The organism is Microbacterium sp. AC132 (assembly GCF_979258525.1).
On record NZ_OZ409862.1, the window covers coordinates 2,042,073 to 2,061,864 of the forward strand.

Consider the following 19,792-nt stretch of genomic DNA (forward strand, 5'->3'; position numbering starts at 1 on the left):
AGAAGGGGTACCGCCCGTACTTTGAGAACTACACAGTGGACGCGAGCATCTTGCAGCCGGCTTCGGTCGGTTGCACAAGATGATCTTAAAGATCATTAGTCAATTTCATGCCAGGCCTTTGGGTCTGGTGTCGATTCTGATTCAAACTCATGTGATTTCAAGTCTTTAAGAGCAAACGGTGGATGCCTTGGCATCTGGAGCCGAAGAAGGACGTAGCAATCTGCGATAAGCCTCGGGGAACTGATAAGCAAGTTTTGATCCGAGGGTGTCCGAATGGGGAAACCCCGCTGGGCGGCGTGCCGACCTAGTGACTCCCGCCTGAATATATAGGGCGGGTAGAGGGAACGTGGGGAAGTGAAACATCTCAGTACCCACAGGAAGAGAAAGCAACCGCGATTCCGTTAGTAGTGGCGAGCGAAACCGGAACAGGCTAAACCTAGCGTGTGTGATAGCCGGCAGGCGTTGCACGTTGGGGGTTGTGGGACTTTTCAGTCATCTCTGCCGAGATGGCGGCGTTACACGATGGTATAGACGAACGGTCTTGAAAGGCCGGTCATAGAGGGTGCCAACCCCGTAGTCGAAATGCCAACCGTGGCGCGAAGAGTATCCCAAGTAGCACGGGGCCCGTGAAATCCCGTGTGAATCTGTCAGGACCACCTGATAAGCCTAAATACTCCCAGATGACCGATAGCGGACAAGTACCGTGAGGGAAAGGTGAAAAGTACCCCGGGAGGGGAGTGAAATAGTACCTGAAACCGTTTGCTTACAAACCGTTGGAGCAGCCTTAGTAGCTGTGACAGCGTGCCTTTTGAAGAATGAGCCTGCGAGTTAGCGATATGTGGCGAGGTTAACCCGTTGAGGGGTAGCCGTAGCGAAAGCGAGTCTGAATAGGGCGATTCAGTCGCATGTCCTAGACCCGAAGCGAAGTGATCTATCCATGGCCAGGTTGAAGCGACGGTAAGACGTCGTGGAGGACCGAACCCACTTAGGTTGAAAACTGAGGGGATGAGCTGTGGATAGGGGTGAAAGGCCAATCAAACTTCGTGATAGCTGGTTCTCTCCGAAATGCATTTAGGTGCAGCGTTGCGTGTTTCTTGCCGGAGGTAGAGCTACTGGATGGCCGATGGGCCCTACAAGGTTACTGACGTCAGCCAAACTCCGAATGCCGGTAAGTGAGAGCGCAGCAGTGAGACTGTGGGGGATAAGCTTCATAGTCGAGAGGGAAACAACCCAGACCACCAACTAAGGTCCCAAAGCGCGTGCTAAGTGGGAAAGGATGTGGAGTTGCCTTGACAACCAGGAGGTTGGCTTAGAAGCAGCCACCCTTGAAAGAGTGCGTAATAGCTCACTGGTCAAGTGATTCCGCGCCGACAATGTAACGGGGCTCAAGCACGCCACCGAAGTTGTGGCATTGACATTATTGGTAGGCCTTCGTGGTCCAGCCGTGTTGATGGGTAGGAGAGCGTCGTGTGGCCAGCGAAGCGGCGGTGTAAACCAGCCGTGGAGGCTACACGAGTGAGAATGCAGGCATGAGTAGCGAAAGACGTGTGAGAAACACGTCCTCCGAAAGACCAAGGGTTCCAGGGTCAAGCTAATCTTCCCTGGGTAAGTCGGGACCTAAGGCGAGGCCGACAGGCGTAGTCGATGGACAACGGGTTGATATTCCCGTACCGGCGAAGAACCGCCCAAGCTAATCCAGTAGTGCTAAGTGTCTGAATCCCAGTGACTGATCCCTTCGGGGTGACGCGTTGGGCCTAGCGCACGACCCCATTCTGGTGCGGTTAGCGTATTAACAGGTGTGACGCAGGAAGGTAGTCCAAGCCAGGCGATGGTTGTCCTGGTGCAAGTGCGTAGGCCGAGAGATAGGCAAATCCGTCTCTCACATAGGCTGAGACACGATGCGGATAAAAAGTGGATGATCCTATGCTGCCAAGAAAAGCATCGACGCGAGGTTCTAGCCGCCCGTACCCCAAACCGACTCAGGTGGTCAGGTAGAGAATACCAAGGAGATCGAGAGAATCGTGGTTAAGGAACTCGGCAAAATGCCCCCGTAACTTCGGGAGAAGGGGGGCCTTCGACGTATTAGGACTTGCTCCGAAAGCGTTTGGAGGCCGCAGAGACTAGTGGGTAGCGACTGTTTACTAAAAACACAGGTCCGTGCCAAGTCGCAAGACGATGTATACGGACTGACGCCTGCCCGGTGCTGGAAGGTTAAGAGGACCGGTTAGCCGCAAGGCGAAGCTGAGAATTTAAGCCCCAGTAAACGGCGGTGGTAACTATAACCATCCTAAGGTAGCGAAATTCCTTGTCGGGTAAGTTCCGACCTGCACGAATGGCGTAACGACTTCCCAACTGTCTCAACCGCGAACTCGGCGAAATTGCATTACGAGTAAAGATGCTCGTTACGCGCAGCAGGACGGAAAGACCCCGTGACCTTTACTACAGCTTGGTATTGGTGTTCGGTGTGGCTTGTGTAGGATAGGTGGGAGACTGTGAAGCATGGACGCCAGTTCGTGTGGAGTCATTGTTGAAATACCACTCTGGTCACTCTGGATATCTAACTTCGAACCGTAATCCGGTTCAGGGACAGTGCCTGGTGGGTAGTTTAACTGGGGCGGTTGCCTCCCAAAAAGTAACGGAGGCGCCCAAAGGTTCCCTCAACCTGGTTGGCAATCAGGTGTCGAGTGTAAGTGCACAAGGGAGCTTGACTGTGAGACTGACAGGTCGAGCAGGGACGAAAGTCGGGACTAGTGATCCGGCAGTGGCTTGTGGAAGCGCTGTCGCTCAACGGATAAAAGGTACCTCGGGGATAACAGGCTGATCTTGCCCAAGAGTCCATATCGACGGCATGGTTTGGCACCTCGATGTCGGCTCGTCGCATCCTGGGGCTGGAGTAGGTCCCAAGGGTTGGGCTGTTCGCCCATTAAAGCGGTACGCGAGCTGGGTTTAGAACGTCGTGAGACAGTTCGGTCCCTATCCGCTGCGCGCGTAGGAAATTTGAGAGGATCTGACCCTAGTACGAGAGGACCGGGTTGGACGAACCTCTGGTGTGTCAGTTGTTCCGCCAGGAGCACCGCTGATTAGCTACGTTCGGGATGGATAACCGCTGAAAGCATCTAAGCGGGAAGCCGGCCTCAAGATGAGATTTCCATACCTTCGGGTGAGAGGCTCCCAGCCAGACTACTGGGTTGATAGGCCAGATGTGGAAGTGCAGTAATGCATGCAGCTGACTGGTACTAATAAGCCGATGACTTGATAACACACCGTTTGTTGGTGCTACGCGTCCACTGAGTGGTTCTCGATGTACGGTCGAGAACCCTACAGACAACAATGATTTGTCTATAGGTTTGATTGAAACATCAATAGTGTTTCGGCGGCCATAGCGTGAGGGAAACGCCCGGTTTACATTCCGAACCCGGAAGCTAAGCCTCACAGCGCCGATGGTACTGCAGGGGGGACCCTGTGGGAGAGTAGGACACCGCCGGACTTCTTTTAAACAGAAAAGCCACCCAATGTTGGGTGGCTTTTCTGCGTTAACGTGTGCGCAAGCGCAAGTGCAAGCGCAGTCGTCGACTGACCGGGCGCAGCAGAGAATGCGCAGCGTCAGCGCTTGAGCCGTGACTCGAGTACGGACGCCGTCTCGATCACGGCGTCCGCAAGGATACGCTCATCGAGCTCGCCGCCGGCCCAGGTCACCGCGACCGCGGCCACAGGCCAGCCCGCATGATCGCGGACGACGGCGCCGACGCTGCGCAGTCCGTCTGCCACCTCGCTGTCTTCGGTCGCATAGCCGCGTTCACGAACGGTGCGCAGCAGCTCGCGCAGTTCGCCCGGCTTCCGGGGGCCGCGTCCCGTACGGTCGGGGAACGCAGACGCGCTCGGGTACAGTGCACGCACCTGCTCGCGGGGGAGCGCAGCCAGCATGGCCCGCCCCGAGGCGGTGAGGTGCGCAGGCAAGCGGACGCCGACATCCGTCACGAGAGCCTGCCGTCGGGGAGCGCGCTCCTCGACGATATAGAGCACGTCGCCGCCGCTCATCACCGCCAGGTGGGTGCTCTCGCCGAGACGATCTGAGAGGGCGGCCACAAGAGGCCGCCCGATCCGTGCGAGCGGCTGCTGCCGCGCGTATCCGCCGGCGAGTTCGAATGCCGAGGTGCCGAGGCCCCAGCGCCGGTCTTCCTTCATATGCAGCACGAACCCGTGCGCAGCGAGGGTCGTGAGCAGGTGATAAACGGTCGACCGGGGCAGCTCGAGTTCGCGGGCGATCGCCGAGGCGGCGACGGGCGCGGGGCGCCCGGCCAGATAACTCAGGATCCGCAGCGTGTTGTGGGCGGCGGGCACCTGCGCGGCGGCCACTTCATTGTCTGGGATCACAGACACAGGATGTCACGATCACCTGCCACGCGCGACCCGTCGGGTGTGGAATCGAGACATGACCGATCTTCCCGCCGTCCTCATCGGCGATGCACCCCTGAGCCCCGCCGACGTCGTCGCGGTGGCGCGCTATGGCGCGAGCGTCACGATCAGCTCCGCCGCTCTCGACCGGGTCGCCGAGACGCGGCGCGTGATCGACGGACTCGCGGCAGATCCGCACCCGCACTACGGCGTCTCGACGGGTTTCGGCGCGCTCGCGACGACGTTCATCGCCCCCGACCGCCGCCTTCAGCTGCAGGCGAGCCTCATCCGCTCGCACGCGGCCGGCACCGGCGCGGAGGTCGAACGCGAGGTCGTCCGCGGCCTGCAGCTACTGCGCCTTCAGACGCTCTCCTCCGGCCGCACGGGTGTTCGCCCCGTCGTGGTCGAGACCTACGCTGCTCTGCTGAACGCGGGCATCACCCCGATCGTGCGCGAATACGGATCGCTGGGGTGTTCCGGCGACCTCGCCCCGCTCGCGCACATCGCGCTCGCGGCGATGGGAGAGGGCGATGTCCGTGACGCCGAGGGGACGCTCATCCCGGCATCCGATGCTCTGGCCGCCGCCGGCGTCGAGCCTCTCACTCTCGTCGAGAAAGAGGGCCTCGCTCTCATCAACGGCACCGACGGCATGCTGGGCATGCTCGTGCTGGCGCTGCACGACCTCGAGACGCTGCTCGTGACGGCCGACATGGCGGCGGCGATGTCGGTCGAGTCGCAGCTGGGCACGGATGCCGTCTTCGCGGCCGACCTCATGGCGCTGCGACCGCAGTCAGGCCAGGCCGAGTCGGCGGCGAACCTGCGGGCCTTCCTGCACGATTCGCCGATCGTGCACAGCCACAAGGGACCGGAGGACGGGCGCGTGCAGGACGCATACTCCCTGCGCTGTTCGCCGCAGGTCCACGGCACCGCGCGCGACACGATGGGCTACGCATCCACCATCGCCGAGCGCGAGCTCGCCAGCGTCATCGACAACCCGGTGATCACGGTCGATGGGCGCATCGAGTCGAACGGCAACTTCCACGGTGCACCGGTCGCAGCGGTGCTGGACTTCCTGGCCATCTCGGTCGCCGACGTGGCTTCCATCTCCGAGCGGCGCACGGACCGGGCGCTCGATCCGGCACGCAACCACGGGCTGCCGCCCTTCCTCGCCGACGAGGTCGGTGTCGACTCGGGGCTGATGATCGCGCAGTACGCGGCGGCTGGAATCGTCTCGGAGCTCAAGCGGCTCGCCGTTCCGGCATCCGTCGATTCCATCCCGTCCTCGGCGATGCAGGAGGACCACGTCTCGATGGGGTGGGCTGCTGCTCGCAAGCTGCGCCGTGCGATCGACGGCCTCGGCCGTGTCATCGCGATCGAGGTGCTCACCGGTGCCCGTGCGCTGGATCTGCGCGCTCCGCTGCAGGCCGGCCCCGCGACCGGAGCGGTGCGCGACCTGGTGCGCACGGTCGCCGCGGGCCCCGGACCCGACCGATTCCTCTCACCCGACATGGAGGCCGTGACCGCACTCGTGCAGTCCGGCGCCATCGCCCGCATCGCAAAGGAGCACGCGAATGACTGACATCACGACGGATACGACTCCGACCACCGGGCCGCGCACGGTTCGCGCCGCCCGTGGCAACCAGCGCACCGCCAAGAGCTGGGGTGCGGAGGCGGCGAAGCGGATGCTGATGAACAACCTCGACGCCGAGGTCGCCGAGCACCCCGAAGACCTCGTCGTCTACGGCGGTACGGGCAAGGCGGCGCGCAGCTGGGAGGCGTACGACGCGATCGTCCGCACGCTCGATGAGCTCGAGCCGGACGAGACGCTGCTCGTGCAGTCGGGCAAGCCGGTCGGCGTCTTCCGCACGCACGAGTGGGCGCCGCGCGTGCTGATCGCCAACTCGAACCTCGTGGGCGACTGGGCCAACTGGCCCGAGTTCCGCAAGCTTGAAGAGCTCGGTCTGATCATGTACGGCCAGATGACCGCGGGGTCGTGGATCTACATCGGCACCCAGGGCATTCTGCAGGGCACGTACGAGACGTTCTCCGCGGTCGCCCGCTCGCTCGGCAAGGACTCGCTCAAGGGAACGCTGACGCTGACCGGCGGTGCGGGTGGCATGGGCGGCGCTCAGCCGCTCGCGGTGACGCTCAACGACGGCGCCGTGCTGATCGTCGACGTCGACGAGTCGCGTCTCGCCCGTCGTGTGCAGCACGGCTACCTCGACGAGTACACCACCGATCTCGATGCGGCGATCGCGCGGGTGGTCGCGGCGAAGGATGCGGGCGAAGCGCTCTCGGTTGGCGTGGTCGGCAACGCGGCCGAGGTCTTCCCCGAGCTGCTGCGCCGCGGGGTGCCGATCGACATCGTCACCGATCAGACCAGCGCGCACGACCCGCTCGCCTACCTGCCGGTCGGCATGGCCGTCGCCGACTGGAAGTCCGAGGCCGAGCGGGATGCGGAGGAGTTCACCCGCCGCTCGCGCGAGTCCATGGCTCAGCATGTCGCGGCCATGGTCGCGTTCCAGGATGCCGGGGCCGCGGTCTTCGACTACGGCAACTCGATCCGGGCCGAGGCGCAGCTCGGCGGATTCGATCGCGCCTTCGAGTTCCCGGGCTTCGTGCCGGCGTACATCCGCCCGCAGTTCGAAGAGGGTCGCGGACCCTTCCGCTGGGCGGCGCTCTCGGGCGACCCCGAGGACATCTACAAGACCGACCGTGCGATCGCCGAGCTGTTCCCCGAAGACAAGGCTCTCCACCGCTGGCTCGAGAAGGCCGGCGAGAAGGTGCACTTCGAGGGACTGCCCGCGCGCATCTGCTGGCTCGGATACAAGGAGCGCCACCTCGCCGGCCTCAGGTTCAACGAGATGGTGGCCTCGGGGGAGCTGGCCGCGCCGATCGTGATCGGCCGCGACCACCTCGACTCCGGCTCCGTGGCGTCGCCGTATCGCGAGACCGAGGCCATGAAGGACGGTTCGGACGCCATCGCCGACTGGCCCCTGCTGAACGCGCTGCTCAACACGGCATCCGGTGCATCGTGGGTGTCGCTGCACCATGGCGGCGGAGTCGGCATCGGGCGCTCGATCCATGCAGGGCAGGTGAGCGTCGCCGACGGATCGGCGCTCGCCGCCGAGAAGCTCGAACGCGTGCTCACCAACGATCCGGGCACCGGCGTCATGCGCCATGTCGACGCCGGATACGAGCACGCTCGGGACATCGCCCGTGAGCGTGGACTCAAGGTGCCGATGCTGTGAGCACCTCGCTGATCACGAACATCGCCGAGCTGACGACCAACGTCGCCTCGCCCGACGGCGACCGCTTCGGCACGCTCGTCGACGCGGCCGTGCTCATCGACGGCGAGCGGATCGCATGGGTCGGGTCCGCCGCGGATGCGCCGGAGGCCGACATCATCCTCGACGCGGCGGGTCGCGCCGTCATCCCCGGTTTCGTCGACAGCCACAGCCACCTGGTCTTCGGAGGCGACCGCGCCGCGGAGTTCGAGGCCCGGATGGCGGGGCAGCGATACGCCGCCGGCGGCATCCGCTCGACCGTGGTCGCGACACGAGCGGCGAGCGACGACGAGCTGCGCGCGCGTCTGCGGGGATTCGTCGACGAGATGCTCGCCCAGGGCACCACGACGGTCGAGATCAAGAGCGGCTATGGCCTGAGCGTGCGAGACGAGGAGCGCCTGGTGCGCCTCGCGGCGGAAGTCACGCCCGAGGTCACCTTCCTCGGAGCGCACGTGGTGCCGGTGGAGTACGCCGACCGCGCGGACGAGTACGTCGACCTGGTGGCAGGGCCGATGCTCGACGCGTGCGCTCCGCATGCGAAGTGGATCGACGTGTTCTGTGAGACGGGTGCGTTCTCAGTCAAGCAGTCGCGAAGGGTGCTCGAGGCGGGCATCGCACAGGGGCTCGTTCCCCGAGTGCACGCGAGTCAGCTCGGCCCGGGTGAGGGAGTACGCCTCGCCGTCGACCTCGGCGCGGCATCCGTCGACCACGGCACCTACCTGACCGACTCCGACATCGAGGCGCTGGCAGCATCCGACACGGTGCTCACGCTGCTCCCCGGGGTGGAGTTCTCGACGCGCCAGCCGTATCCCGACGCGCGACGACTCATCGACGCGGGCGTGACCGTGGCGATCGCCTGCGACACGAATCCGGGATCGAGCTTCACGTCGTCGATGCCGTTCTGCATCGCGCTCGCGGTGCGCGACATGCGCCTGACCCCCGCCGAGGCGGTGTGGGCGGCGACCGCCGGGGGCGCTCTGGCGCTGCGCCGCGACGATGTCGGCGTGATCACGCCGGGCGCGCGGGCGGACCTCGTGCTGCTGTCGGCGCCGACCCGCATCCATCTCGCCTACCGACCCGGAGTCCCGCTCGTCGAGCGGGTGTGGAAGGACGGCGTCGGGGTCTTCGCAGCATCCGGAACGGCAGAGGGGACGAATCATGGCACTGTCGCACGATGAGCTCTGGCCGCGCGCGGGCTCCTGGCCCGGGTTCGAGACAGGGGATGATGCGGATGCCGTGCTGCTCGGCGTGCCGACCTGGCGCACCTCGCTGTCACCGACCGGAGCGCACGCGACGCCCGCCGCGATCCGCGAGGCGCTCACCCGGTACAGCGCGACGCTCATGGGGCCGCCCGTGGTCGATCTCGGGGCGGCACTCCGCGTGCTCGATGCCGGGGACGTCGACGAGCCGGACGGCGAGGACGGCATCGCGATCACCGTCCGGCGCGTGCGCGAGCTCGCTGACGCCACCCGTCTCGTCGTCGCACTCGGGGGCGACAACGCCCTGACCTATCCGGTCGCGCGCGGTGCCGGGGCCACCGGACTCATCACCATCGACGCGCACTTCGATCTGCGTGACGGCATCTCGAACGGATCGCCCGTCCGTCGGCTGATCGAAGACGCGCCCGACGGCGAGAGGATCGACCCGACGAGGATCGTCCAGATCGGCATCGCGGACTTCGCGAACTCCGCCGCCTACGCGGCGCGTGCTGCCGGGTGGGGAATCCGCGTGATCACCCTCGACGAGGTTCGCCGCCGGGGCATCGAGGACGTCGTCGCGGAGGCGACGCGCATCGCCGGAGCGGGTGCCGCCGCCCGCATCCACCTCGACGTCGACGTCGACGCGGCCGACCGTTCCGCGGCGCCGGGCTGCCCGGCATCCGTTCCCGGCGGCTTCGCCGCGTGGGAGCTGCGCCACCTCGTGCGCGCGATCGTCGGCGACCCGCGTGTGGTCAGCGCCGACATCGCCGAGGTCGATGCGACCGCTGACACCGACGACCTCCGCACGGTGAGGCTCGCCGCGCTGTGCGTGCTCGAGATGCTCGCGGCGCTCGCGTCCCGCTGACACGGCGTCGGGAGAGCGCCACTCAGTTCAGCGCCGACGTCAGCCGGAACAGGCCGTCGAGGAAGGTCGACTTCGCAGGCTCGCGCAGCCACTCGTCGAGTGTCAGCTCCCGCCCGGCGGCGCGGTACTTCTGCTCGACCTGGCGCATCTGCGCGACGAAGGACCCGCCCCGCACCAGCAGCGACATCTCGGAGTTGAGGCTGAAGGAGCGGATGTCCATGTTGCTCGAGCCGATCACGGCGATGTCGTCGTCGATCGAGAAGTGCTTGGCGTGCAGGATGTACGGCGCGGGGTAGAGGAAGATGCGCACTCCGGCTCGCAGCAGCGTCTCGTAGTACGACCGCTGTGCGTGATAGACCATCGCCTGGTCGCCGAGCTCCGATACGAACAGCTGCACGTCGAGTCCGCGCTGGCATGCCGTGGTGATGGCATAGATCATCGCCTCGTCGGGCACGAAGTACGGGCTCGTCAGGATGACCTTCTCGGTCGCGCCGTGGATGAGCGAGAGGAACATCCGCAGGTTGTTCTCGGTGCCGTATGCCGGCCCGCTCGGCACCATCTGGCAGTGCAGATCGGCGGGTGGAGGTGCGGGAACGGCGGTGGCCGGTACGCGTTCGACCGCGGACAGGTCCTCGCCGGTCTCGATGAGCCAGTCCGACAGGAACACCGCATCGACCTGGGCGACGACCGGTCCGTCGACGCGGGACACCAGCTCCTGCCACATGAGGCCGCGTCTGATGTTCTTCTCGGAGTTGTAGTCGCGAGAGATGAGATTCTGCGAGCCGACGAAACCGACGCGGCCGTCGACGACGACGAGTTTGCGGTGGTTGCGCAGATCGGGGCGCTGGTACTCGCCCTTGAGCGGGCGAACCGGCAGCATCCATGCCCACGTCACGCCGACCCGGTCGAGCTCGGCGAAGGTCTCCTCCGACTTCGGGATCTTGCGCGAGGCGATGTAGTCGGCCAGCAGGCGCACCGTCACCCCGCGGGCGACGGCCCTCTCCATCGCGTCGAAGAAGCCCCGGGTCGTCTCGTCGCGCGCCGCGATGTAGAACTCCACGTGCACGTATCGCTCGGCGGAGTCGATGGCTGCGGCCATCGCGTCGATCGATGCCTGGTAGTCGTCGATCAGCTGCGCCGACGAGGCACCGACCATCGGCAGGCCGGTGAGGGCGTGATTCTGCTGCGCGACACGCTGCAGCCACCGCGGAGCCTCGGCATCCGGAAGGTCGAGGGCGCGCTCGGCGATCATCGCCGTGATGCGCTGCTGCTCGTCACGGCGCTTCTTCGGCAGCCGGAAGTCTCCGATCAGCAGGTAGAGCGCGATGCCGATGAAAGGAAGCAGGAACACGAGCAGCAGCCAGGCCATCGCCGCGGTGGGCTTGCGATCGCGCGGGATGTAGATCAGTGCGAGCACGTTGATGCAGAACGCCGCGATCGCGAGCACCGACCAGACCAGGTTCGCGGAGAGCAGCGAGTCCATGACTCCTCCTTCGAGGGATGCCGGCATGCCAGAGGGGTTCCCCGTGCGACCTGCGCGAGTGAGGTGCACGCTAGCAGTGGCGCGGCCGCCCCTCCACAGGCCCTCACCCGGAGGGTGCGATGCCGTCCGCGCTGCTCAGACCCCGGGGATCAGCAGGTGCGCGATCGTGAAGATCGCCAGGCCCGCGAGCGCGCCGACGAACGTGCCGTTCAGACGGATGTACTGCAGGTCGCGGCCGACCATGAGCTCGATCTTCTCGGTCGTCTCGACCGGGTCCCAGCGCTCGACGGTGTCGGTGATGATCGACGCGATGTCGTGGCGGTAGCGGTCGACGAGGAACACCGCGGCATCCGACACCCACGTGTCGACGCGGTGCTGCAGCGCGGCATCCGTCGTGAGCCTGTCGCCGATCTCCTGCAGAGCCTGCGCCGCGCGCACACGCAGACCGCTCTCGGGGTCGGCGAGGGCGGTGAGCAGTCCGTTCTTCGCCGTGTCCCAGGCCTCGGCGGCGAGGGCGCCCACGCGGGGGCTGTCGAACAGCGATGCCTTGGCGTTCTCGAGCTTGGCCCTCGTCGCGGGGTCGTTCTGCAGGCTGTCGGCGAGGCGGGCGAGATAGCCGTCGACGGCGATGCGCGCCGGATGCTTCGGGTCGGCCTGCACGGCGCGGACGAACTTGACCGCCTCGTTGTAGGCGGTGTCGTCGACGAATCGGTGGGCGAGCTTCGGCACCCACCCGGGGAGCCTGCGCGAGATGAGTCCCGAGAACGACTCGGCGTTCGCATCCAGCCAGCGGCCGATGCTGTCGGCGGCGAGGTCGACCGCCCCGTGGTGCGCATCGGCCTCGACGATCTTCTCGAGCCAGGCGCCGGCGGGCGGTCCCCACTCGGGAGAGACGAGGTGCTCGCGGGCGAGGTCGGTGATGAGGTCGCGCACGTCGTCGTCGCTGAGAGCGTTCAGGACGGCGGTCGCGATCGTCGCCCCCTCGGCCGCCACGCGTTCGGCGTGGGCGGGCTCACGCAGCCATTCACCGGCGCGCTTCGCGATCGCCGTGCTCGCGAGCTTGGTGCGCACGACGCTCGCCTCGAGGAAGTTCGTCTCGACGAACTCGCCCAGCGTGCGGCCGATCTCATCCTTCCGGTTCGGGATGATCGCGGTGTGCGGAATGGGCAGCCCCAGCGGCCGACGGAAGAGCGCGGTCACGGCGAACCAGTCGGCGAGAGCACCCACCATGCCGCCTTCAGCGGCGGCGCGGACGTAGGCCAACCACGGCTGTCGCTCCTGGAAGGCGAACGCGATCACGAACACGACCGCCATGAAGATCAGCGCTCCGAGAGCCACCGCCTTCATGCGGCGAAGAGCGCGAAGTCGTACCTGGTCTGCGGGCGACAGGAGCGCCATCGGGGTTCGCGGCATGACGTCATCCTTTCACGGGGAGTCCTCGCTGAGGTCGGCTTGCAGCGTCCGGTCCGTTCGCCCTTCACCGAGTCCACGCTGTGTAGTACTCTCACTACAGTTCGAAACGGGGTCCATCGTGTTCACCATGACCGCTCGAGAGTTCAACCAGTCCGTCGCGCGCGCTCAGCGCGTCGCCGACGGGCAGCCCGTGATGATCACGAGACGTGGCGAGCCCGCCTATGTACTGCTGAGCATCGGAGAGTACGAACGCCTCCGGCCCGCCGCTCTGACGGAGGACACGCGATCCTTCCTGGACGTCGTCCGGCCCCTCCCTGAGGGGGCGGATCCCGATGACGTCTTCGGTCAGATCATGGACGAGATCGCCGCCGACAGATCGCGTGACTTCGGACGAGAGATCGACCTGTGACACCGTTCCTGGTCGACACGAACGTGATCTCGGAGATCCGTCGGCCCAGGCCCGACCTCGGCGTGGCGCGGTGGTTCGGCGCGACGGCTCGGGAGTCCATGCACATCAGCGTGATCACCGGGCTCGAACTCGAGCGCGGCGTCCTCCTGGCGCGGAGACGGGATGCCGTCGCCGCCGCGTCTCTGGAACGGTGGCTGGACTCGGTCAGAAGCGGACTGGTGCACCCCGCTCTCGAGGTGACGCAGGCGATCGCTCAGATCACCGCAGCCATCCAAGTGCCGAACCGGCGTCCGCTCGGCGACTCGCTCATCGCGGCCACCGCGCTGCACCACGGACTGACGCTGGTCACCCGCAACGAGAGAGACTTCGACATCCCGGGACTCGCTGTCCTCAACCCGTTCTCGGTCTGACCGAGGCAGGATCCGAGTACCCTCGAATCGTGATCGAAGACATCAAGAAGCGTGCGCTGCACCGCACCAGCATCCTCGAGGGTCAGATGCGCGGAGTCGCGCGGATGATCGAGAGCGAGGAGTACTGCATGGACATCATCACGCAGTCCCGCGCGATCCAGCGCTCGCTCGAGTCCCTCAACCGCCTGCTGCTCGAGAACCATCTGCGCACGCACGTGACGCACATGTTCGACGAGGGCGGGGAGGAGCGCGACAAGGCCGTCGACGAGCTGCTCAAGGCGTTCGACTTCGACCGCAAGTAGCGCCGCGCTCCTCCGCCCCGGTCAGCGTCCGCCGCCGAACACCTCGCCCTCCATGGCGTCGTAGCCCTCGGCCTGCGGGTCGCCGTGCGAACCGCCTGACAGCGCGTACTCCTCTTCGGGCGAGAGCACGAGGCGGTGTCGGAAGAACAGGCCGAATCCGAGCAGGATGATCGCGTAGACGATCGCGATCGCGATGATCGCCGGGCCGAACGTCGGGTTGAGCAGGAAGCCCACGAAGATCAGTGCCGCGATCACCAGGGCGATCACCGCGCCGGGGATGCCCCACGGGCTGACGTACGGACGGTCGACGTTGGGGAACTTCTTGCGCAGGATGATGAACGACACGAGCTGCAGTCCATAGGCGACGACGGCTCCCCACACGGCGATGTTCAGCACGATCGCGCCGGCGACCGTTCCGGCACCCTCCGAGTCGACGGCGGTGAGCACGTCGAGCACGATCAGCGCCACGAAGCCGACCGCCGCGCCGACAGTGAGCGCGACCCACGGGGTCTGCCGCTTTCCGGTGAGCGAGAGGAAGCGGGGGTAGTAGCCGGCGCGGGACAGTGAGTACATGTTGCGTCCGTAGGCGAACATGATTCCCTGCAGCGACGCGAGCAGGCCGATGAGGGCGAACAGCGCGAGCACGGCGGCGAGCTGGTCGCCGACGATCGCGCGGAAGCCGTCGAGCAGCGGCTCACCGGCGGTGCCGGTGGCCTCGGCGCCGATCACGCCGGTGTTCAGGAACAGCACCAGGAGTCCGGTGACGATCAGGGTGCCGCGGGCCCAGAATCCTGCCTTCGGGATGTCGCGGGTCGGGTTGTGCGACTCCTCGGCCGCGAGCGGGAGCTCCTCGATGCCGAGGAAGAACCACATCGCGAACGGCAGCGCGAACAGGATCGGCAGGACGCCGTGCGGAAGGAACGCGGTCTGGCCCTCGTCGGGGACGATGTCCCACAGGGCATCCCACGAGAACGCGCCGGAGAAGATCGCCATGGCGGAGAACACCAGGATGATGCCGATGGAGATCACGGAGACGACGATCGCGAAGCGGAACGAGATGGCGGCGCCCGCGGAGTTCAGGGCGATGAAGACGACGTAGAGGATGAGATACCAGACCCAGCCCGGCAGTTCGAGGCCGAGCAGCTCGCTCGTGATGCCGTTGGCATACGACGCCGAGAAGTAGACGATCACCGCCGTGGTCGCGACGTACTCGATGGTCTCGGCGGCTCCGGTGACGAGACCGCCCCACGGACCCATGGCCGAGCGGGCGAAGGAGTACGCGCCGCCGGTATGCGGCATCGCGGCCGCCATCTCGCCGATCGCGAAGATCATGCCGTAGTACATCGCCACGAGGATGGCGAACGCGATGAGCATCCCGCCGAAACCCGCGAAGTCGATGCCGAAGTTCCAGCCGGAGAAGTCACCCGAGATCACCGCGGCGACCGCCAGGCCCCACAGGCCCCAGACGCCGGCCGACCTCTTCAGCGTCCGTTTCTCGAAGTAGTCACTCCCGGCACGTGTATAGGTCGCTCCGGCGACCTTGCGGGATTCATTGCTCTGCTGGGACATCCGCTCTCCGTTCGCATGCGTGCAGGCGCCGGGTGCACCTTGCGGATGATTGTGACAGTCAATGGTGGTTTCGTCTACCTTTAGACGACGAGTTGATCTACTCTGAGGGCGAAGCCGGTCGGCCGATCGCTTCACCGCACGAGAACGGAGCGTCAGATGTCGGGCAACCTGAGCATCGAACAGCTGGATGCCGGCATCGCCGCCGGTGAGATCGACACGGTGATCGTGGCCTTCGCGGATGCGCAGGGGCGACTGGTCGGCAAACGCGTGTCGGCGCGGCTGTTCCAGGAGGACATCCTGGCTCACGGGGCCGAGGCCTGCGACTACCTGCTGTCGGTCGACGTCGACATGAACACCGTCGACGGCTATGCGATGTCGGGGTGGGACCGCGGCTACGGAGACATGGTGCTGAAGCCCGACGTCGAGACCCTGCGCAACATCCCGTGGCTCGAGGGCACCGCGCTGGTCATGTCCGATCTCGTGTGGCAGAACGGCGAACCCGTCGGGCCCTCGCCCCGGGCGATCCTCGATCGCCAGCGCGACCGCCTCGCCGAGCGGGGCTGGACCGCGTACTCGGGCACCGAGCTCGAGTTCATCGTCTTCGACAACACCTACCGCGACGCCTGGGCGCGCAAGTACGACGGGCTGACACCCGCGACCGACTACAACGTCGACTACAACCTGCTCGCCTCGACCCGCATGGAGCCGCTGCTGCGTGACATCCGCAACAGCATGGACGGCGCGGGCCTGTACTGCGAGGGCGTGAAGGGCGAGTGCAACTTCGGTCAGCAGGAGATCGCGTTCCGGTATGCGGAGGTGCGGGAGACCGCCGACCAGCACGCGATCTACAAGAACGGCGCGAAGGAGATCGCCGAGCAGCACGGCAAGGCGCTCACCTTCATGGCCAAGTTCAACGAGCGTGAGGGCAACAGCTGCCACATCCACCTGTCGCTGCGCGACGAGTCGGGTGCCCCGGTCATGGCAGGCGACGGCGAGCACGGCTTCAGTCCCGTGATGGAGCACTGGATCGCCGGCATCCTCGCCACTCTGCGCGAATTCACCCTGCTGCTCGCGCCCAACATCAACTCGTACAAGCGTTTCGCGAAGGGCAGCTTCGCGCCGACCGGTGTGGCATGGGGCATCGACAACCGCACCTGCGCTCTGCGGGTAGTCGGCCATGGATCGGGGCTGCGGGTCGAGAACCGGGTGCCCGGCGGAGATGTGAACCCGTACCTCGCGATCTCGGCGATCATCGCGGGCGGTCTGCACGGCATCGAGAACGAACTGCCGCTGCCCGAGCGCTTCACCGGCAACGCCTACGAGGATGCGGTCGACCACCTGCCGACCACACTGCGCGAGGCGGCGAAGCTGTTCAGCGAATCGACCGTCGCGAGGGCGGCGTTCGGCGACGACGTGGTCGAGCACTATCTGAACCAGGCCCGCATCGAGGTGGAAGCCTACGACGCGGCCGTCACCGACTGGGAGCGCATCCGTGGCTTCGAGCGCCTCTGACCCCGCGCCGCTGATCGGCGTCACGACCTATCTCGAGCGCGCGCAGCAGGGGGTGTGGGATGTCAGGGCCGCGTTCCTGCCGGAGCAGTACCTCACGAGCGTGACCTCCTCGGGCGGCATCGCCCTTCTTCTCCCGCCCCAGGATCCGGATGCCGCGGACGCGGCGATCTCAGGGATGGACGGACTCGTGCTCTCGGGTGGCGCGGACGTCGCCCCCGAGCTGTACGGCGAGGACCGGCATCCGCTCACCGACCCCGCGAGGGTGGACCGCGACGCGTGGGAGCTCGCGCTCTTCCAGGCGGCCGAGCGTCGTGGCATCCCGGTGCTCGCCATCTGCCGCGGTCTGCAGCTCGTGAACGTCGCCCGCGGCGGAACCCTGCAGCAGCACCTGCCCGAGTCGCTCGGCACCGAGAAGTACCGCATCGGCGGCGGTGTCTTCGCCGAGAACGACGTCGCGGTGTCGACCGACACACCCCTCGCCGACATCATCGGCGAGACCGAGATGCGGGTGCACAGCTACCACCACCAGGGGGTCGACCGTCTCGGCGAGGGGCTCGTCGCCGCCGCGCATTCGGACGACGGCCTCGTGCAGGCCTTCGTCGACACGTCAGCCGGCCACATCGTCGGCGTCCAATGGCACCCCGAAGAGAACGCCGAGGATCGGCGGCTCTTCACCGATCTCGTCTCACAGGCCCGCGCGTTCGCCGCGCGGCGGAAGGAGGACGCCCGATGAGCGCGTTCACAGTCATCAACCCGTCGACCGGTGCCGCGATCCGTGAGATCGCGCGCGCCGACATCGGAGAGACGGATGCCGCGATCGCCCGCGCGGTCGCAGCGCAGCGACGGTGGGCGGCTCTCGCCCCGGTCGCGCGGGCTGACGCGCTGCGGTCCTTCGCTCGTGCGGTCGAGGCCGCCGCAGAGGAGCTCGCACAGCTCGAGGTGCGGAACTCCGGGCATCCGATCGGCTCGGCCCGCTGGGAGGCCGGACACGTCGCGCAGGTGCTCAACTACTACTCGGCCGATCCCGAGCGACTGTCGGGTCGGCAGATCCCGGTGGCCGGCGGACTCGACGTCACCTTCCACGACCCCTACGGCGTGGTCGGAGTCATCGTGCCGTGGAACTTCCCGATGACGATCGCGGCGTGGGCGTTCGCGCCGGCGCTCGCCGCAGGCAACGCCGTCGTCCTGAAGCCCGCCGAACTCACGCCGTTGACAGCCATCCGACTCGGCGAGCTCGCCCTCGAGGCGGGCCTTCCCGAAGGGCTGTTCGAGGTGGTCACCGGGTCGGGATCCGTGGTGGGGCAGCGTCTCGTCGAGCACCCTGACGTCCGCAAGGTCGTGTTCACCGGGTCGACCGAGGTCGGCATCGAGGTCGCCGCCGGATGCGCTCGCGCGCTCAAGCCCGTGACGCTCGAGCTCGGCGGCAAGAGCGCCAACATCGTCTTCGCCGACGCCGACCTTGAGAAGGCCGTCGCCGCGGTGCCCGGCTCGGTGTTCGACAACGCGGGCCAGGACTGCTGCGCCCGCAGCCGGCTGCTCGTGCAGCGATCGGTGTACGACCGGTTCCTCGAGATGCTCGAACCCGCGGTCAGGGCGTGGCGTGTGGGCGACCCGTCGAGTGCCGACACCGACATGGGGCCGCTCATCTCTGCCGCGCATCGCGACACCGTGTCGGGGTTCCTCGACGACGCGAACATCGCGTTCCGCGGCAGCGCTCCGAGCGGCGACGGATTCTGGTTCGCGCCCGCCGTGGTGCTCGCCGACCCGTCCGACCGGATCGCCCAGCAGGAGGTGTTCGGCCCGGTCGTCGCGGTGATGCCGTTCGAGGACGAGGCCGATGCGATCCGCCTGGCGAACGACACCGCCTACGGTCTCGCCGGGTCGATCTGGACCGAGAGCCTCGGACGGGCGGTGCGAGTCTCGCGCGGCGTGCAGAGCGGCGTGCTCTCGGTGAACTCGCACTCGTCGGTGCGCTACGCGACGCCGTTCGGCGGCATGAAGGCATCCGGACTCGGGCGCGAGCTCGGTCCCGACGCCGCAGAGCACTTCACCGAGACCAAGAACGTCTTCTTCGCGACAGACGAATCCTGACCAGCGACACCCGGCCCGACCATCCCCACCTGCAACGGAGAGCACACATGACCATCGATCTGACCCAGCGCCTCAAGAACCGCGTCGCGATCATCACCGGAGGGGCGAGCGGGATCGGCTTCGCCACCGCTCAGCGCTTCGCGGCCGAAGGCGCGTTCGTCGTCATCGCCGACGTCGACCCCGCCACGGGCGAGAAGGCGGCGGCCGAGGTGGGCGGTGCGTTCCGTCCCGTCGACGTGGCCGACGAGACCATGGTGAACACGCTCTTCGACGGCGTCGCCGCGGAGTTCGGCCGTATCGACATCGCCTTCAACAACGCCGGCATCTCGCCCGCCGACGACGACTCGATCGAGACGACCGAGCTGCCGGCCTGGGATCGCGTTCAGGACGTGAACCTGAAGAGCGTGTACCTGTGCAGCCGTGCGGCACTGCGCCACATGGTGGCGGCGGGTCGCGGATCGATCATCAACACCGCGTCGTTCGTCGCCCTGCTGGGGTCGGCGACCTCGCAGATCAGCTACACCGCGTCGAAGGGCGGCGTGCTGGCGATGTCGCGCGAGCTCGGCGTGCAGTTCGCGCGACAGGGCGTGCGGGTGAACGCGCTGTGCCCCGGGCCGGTGAACACGCCGCTGCTGCAGGAGCTGTTCGCCAAGGATCCCGAGCGCGCGCAGCGACGACTCGTGCACGTGCCGATGGGGCGCTTCGCCGAGCCGTCCGAGCTGGCCGCCGCTGTGGCCTTCCTCGCCTCGGACGACTCATCGTTCATCACCGCCAGCGCCTTCGTCGTCGACGGCGGCATCACGAACGCCTACGTCACCCCGCTGTGAAGCGGGACCATGTCACTGTGACAAGGTGAA

Annotated in this window: 15 protein-coding genes and 2 rRNA genes; 13 read left to right on the top strand and 4 right to left on the bottom strand. The window is 66.3% G+C overall.

Going from position 1 to position 19,792, the window contains the following annotated elements; all coding sequences use genetic code 11:
• The first annotated feature begins 155 nt into the window (after window positions 1–155).
• Window positions 156–3,260 (top strand): 23S ribosomal RNA (locus ACZZZQ_RS09675).
• A gap of 109 nt (window positions 3,261–3,369) precedes the next feature.
• A 5S ribosomal RNA gene (gene rrf / locus ACZZZQ_RS09680) occupies window positions 3,370–3,487 on the top strand.
• 116 nt (window positions 3,488–3,603) lie between these two features.
• Here rrf and ACZZZQ_RS09685 read toward each other — a convergent pair.
• Complete coding sequence (locus ACZZZQ_RS09685) at window positions 3,604–4,380, bottom strand: IclR family transcriptional regulator (protein ID WP_463498852.1); 777 nt, start codon at window positions 4,378–4,380, stop codon at window positions 3,604–3,606.
• Window positions 4,381–4,432: 52 nt separating this feature from the next.
• Here ACZZZQ_RS09685 and hutH point away from each other — a divergent pair, with 52 nt between their 5' ends.
• Genes hutH through ACZZZQ_RS09705 form a run of 4 tightly spaced genes read left to right on the top strand, consistent with a single transcriptional unit; the run spans window position 4,433 to window position 9,746 of the window.
• Window positions 4,433–5,974, top strand: coding sequence for a histidine ammonia-lyase (gene hutH, locus ACZZZQ_RS09690; protein ID WP_463507431.1), 1,542 nt, complete (start codon window positions 4,433–4,435; stop codon window positions 5,972–5,974).
• A complete protein-coding gene (hutU, locus tag ACZZZQ_RS09695; RefSeq protein WP_400341297.1) occupies window positions 5,967–7,646 on the top strand; it encodes a urocanate hydratase in 1,680 nt (559 codons plus the stop codon). The genes hutH and hutU overlap by 8 nt, the downstream gene beginning before the upstream one ends.
• Window positions 7,643–8,860 carry an imidazolonepropionase gene (gene hutI / locus ACZZZQ_RS09700; protein WP_463507432.1) on the top strand — a complete coding sequence of 406 codons (1,218 nt, stop codon included), beginning with the start codon at window positions 7,643–7,645 and terminating at the stop codon, window positions 8,858–8,860. Before hutU ends, hutI begins: the two co-directional genes overlap by 4 nt.
• Window positions 8,841–9,746, top strand: a complete 906-nt coding sequence (locus tag ACZZZQ_RS09705) for an arginase family protein (RefSeq protein ID WP_463507433.1) — start codon at window positions 8,841–8,843, stop codon at window positions 9,744–9,746. The genes hutI and ACZZZQ_RS09705 overlap by 20 nt, the downstream gene beginning before the upstream one ends.
• Before the next feature lie 22 nt (window positions 9,747–9,768).
• Here ACZZZQ_RS09705 and cls read toward each other — a convergent pair whose 3' ends face one another.
• Window positions 9,769–11,229 (bottom strand): cardiolipin synthase, encoded by a 1,461-nt coding sequence (cls, locus tag ACZZZQ_RS09710; protein ID WP_463507434.1) that lies wholly within the window; start codon window positions 11,227–11,229, stop codon window positions 9,769–9,771.
• A 135-nt stretch (window positions 11,230–11,364) separates the two neighbouring features.
• Complete coding sequence (locus ACZZZQ_RS09715) at window positions 11,365–12,642, bottom strand: DUF445 domain-containing protein (RefSeq protein WP_053097814.1); 1,278 nt, start codon at window positions 12,640–12,642, stop codon at window positions 11,365–11,367.
• 127 nt (window positions 12,643–12,769) lie between these two features.
• Between ACZZZQ_RS09715 and ACZZZQ_RS09720 the strand changes: the two genes are divergently transcribed.
• Genes ACZZZQ_RS09720 through ACZZZQ_RS09730 form a run of 3 tightly spaced genes read left to right on the top strand, consistent with a single transcriptional unit; the run spans window position 12,770 to window position 13,763 of the window.
• Window positions 12,770–13,051: a type II toxin-antitoxin system prevent-host-death family antitoxin gene (locus ACZZZQ_RS09720; protein WP_053099257.1), complete on the top strand. Its 282-nt coding sequence runs from the start codon at window positions 12,770–12,772 to the stop codon at window positions 13,049–13,051.
• Window positions 13,048–13,461 (top strand): PIN domain-containing protein, encoded by a 414-nt coding sequence (locus tag ACZZZQ_RS09725; protein WP_463507435.1) that lies wholly within the window; start codon window positions 13,048–13,050, stop codon window positions 13,459–13,461. The genes ACZZZQ_RS09720 and ACZZZQ_RS09725 overlap by 4 nt, the downstream gene beginning before the upstream one ends.
• Before the next feature lie 29 nt (window positions 13,462–13,490).
• Window positions 13,491–13,763, top strand: a complete 273-nt coding sequence (locus ACZZZQ_RS09730) for a metal-sensitive transcriptional regulator (protein WP_053097810.1) — start codon at window positions 13,491–13,493, stop codon at window positions 13,761–13,763.
• A gap of 21 nt (window positions 13,764–13,784) precedes the next feature.
• On the opposite strand, the gene ACZZZQ_RS09735 is transcribed toward ACZZZQ_RS09730, so the two are convergent.
• Complete coding sequence (locus ACZZZQ_RS09735; RefSeq protein WP_053097808.1) at window positions 13,785–15,332, bottom strand: amino acid permease; 1,548 nt, start codon at window positions 15,330–15,332, stop codon at window positions 13,785–13,787.
• A gap of 156 nt (window positions 15,333–15,488) precedes the next feature.
• Between ACZZZQ_RS09735 and ACZZZQ_RS09740 the strand changes: the two genes are divergently transcribed.
• The 4 genes from ACZZZQ_RS09740 to ACZZZQ_RS09755 are packed head-to-tail and all read left to right on the top strand — an operon-like array spanning window position 15,489 to window position 19,762.
• Window positions 15,489–16,844, top strand: a complete 1,356-nt coding sequence (locus ACZZZQ_RS09740) for a glutamine synthetase family protein (protein ID WP_285364323.1) — start codon at window positions 15,489–15,491, stop codon at window positions 16,842–16,844.
• On the top strand, window positions 16,825–17,577 hold the full coding sequence (locus ACZZZQ_RS09745) for a gamma-glutamyl-gamma-aminobutyrate hydrolase family protein (protein WP_320490721.1): 753 nt from the start codon (window positions 16,825–16,827) through the stop codon (window positions 17,575–17,577). Before ACZZZQ_RS09740 ends, ACZZZQ_RS09745 begins: the two co-directional genes overlap by 20 nt.
• Window positions 17,574–18,935 (top strand): aldehyde dehydrogenase family protein, encoded by a 1,362-nt coding sequence (locus ACZZZQ_RS09750; protein ID WP_463507436.1) that lies wholly within the window; start codon window positions 17,574–17,576, stop codon window positions 18,933–18,935. The genes ACZZZQ_RS09745 and ACZZZQ_RS09750 overlap by 4 nt, the downstream gene beginning before the upstream one ends.
• A 47-nt stretch (window positions 18,936–18,982) precedes the next feature.
• Window positions 18,983–19,762 carry a 3-oxoacyl-ACP reductase gene (locus ACZZZQ_RS09755; RefSeq protein ID WP_463507437.1) on the top strand — a complete coding sequence of 260 codons (780 nt, stop codon included), beginning with the start codon at window positions 18,983–18,985 and terminating at the stop codon, window positions 19,760–19,762.
• The last annotated feature ends 30 nt before the right edge of the window (window positions 19,763–19,792 follow it).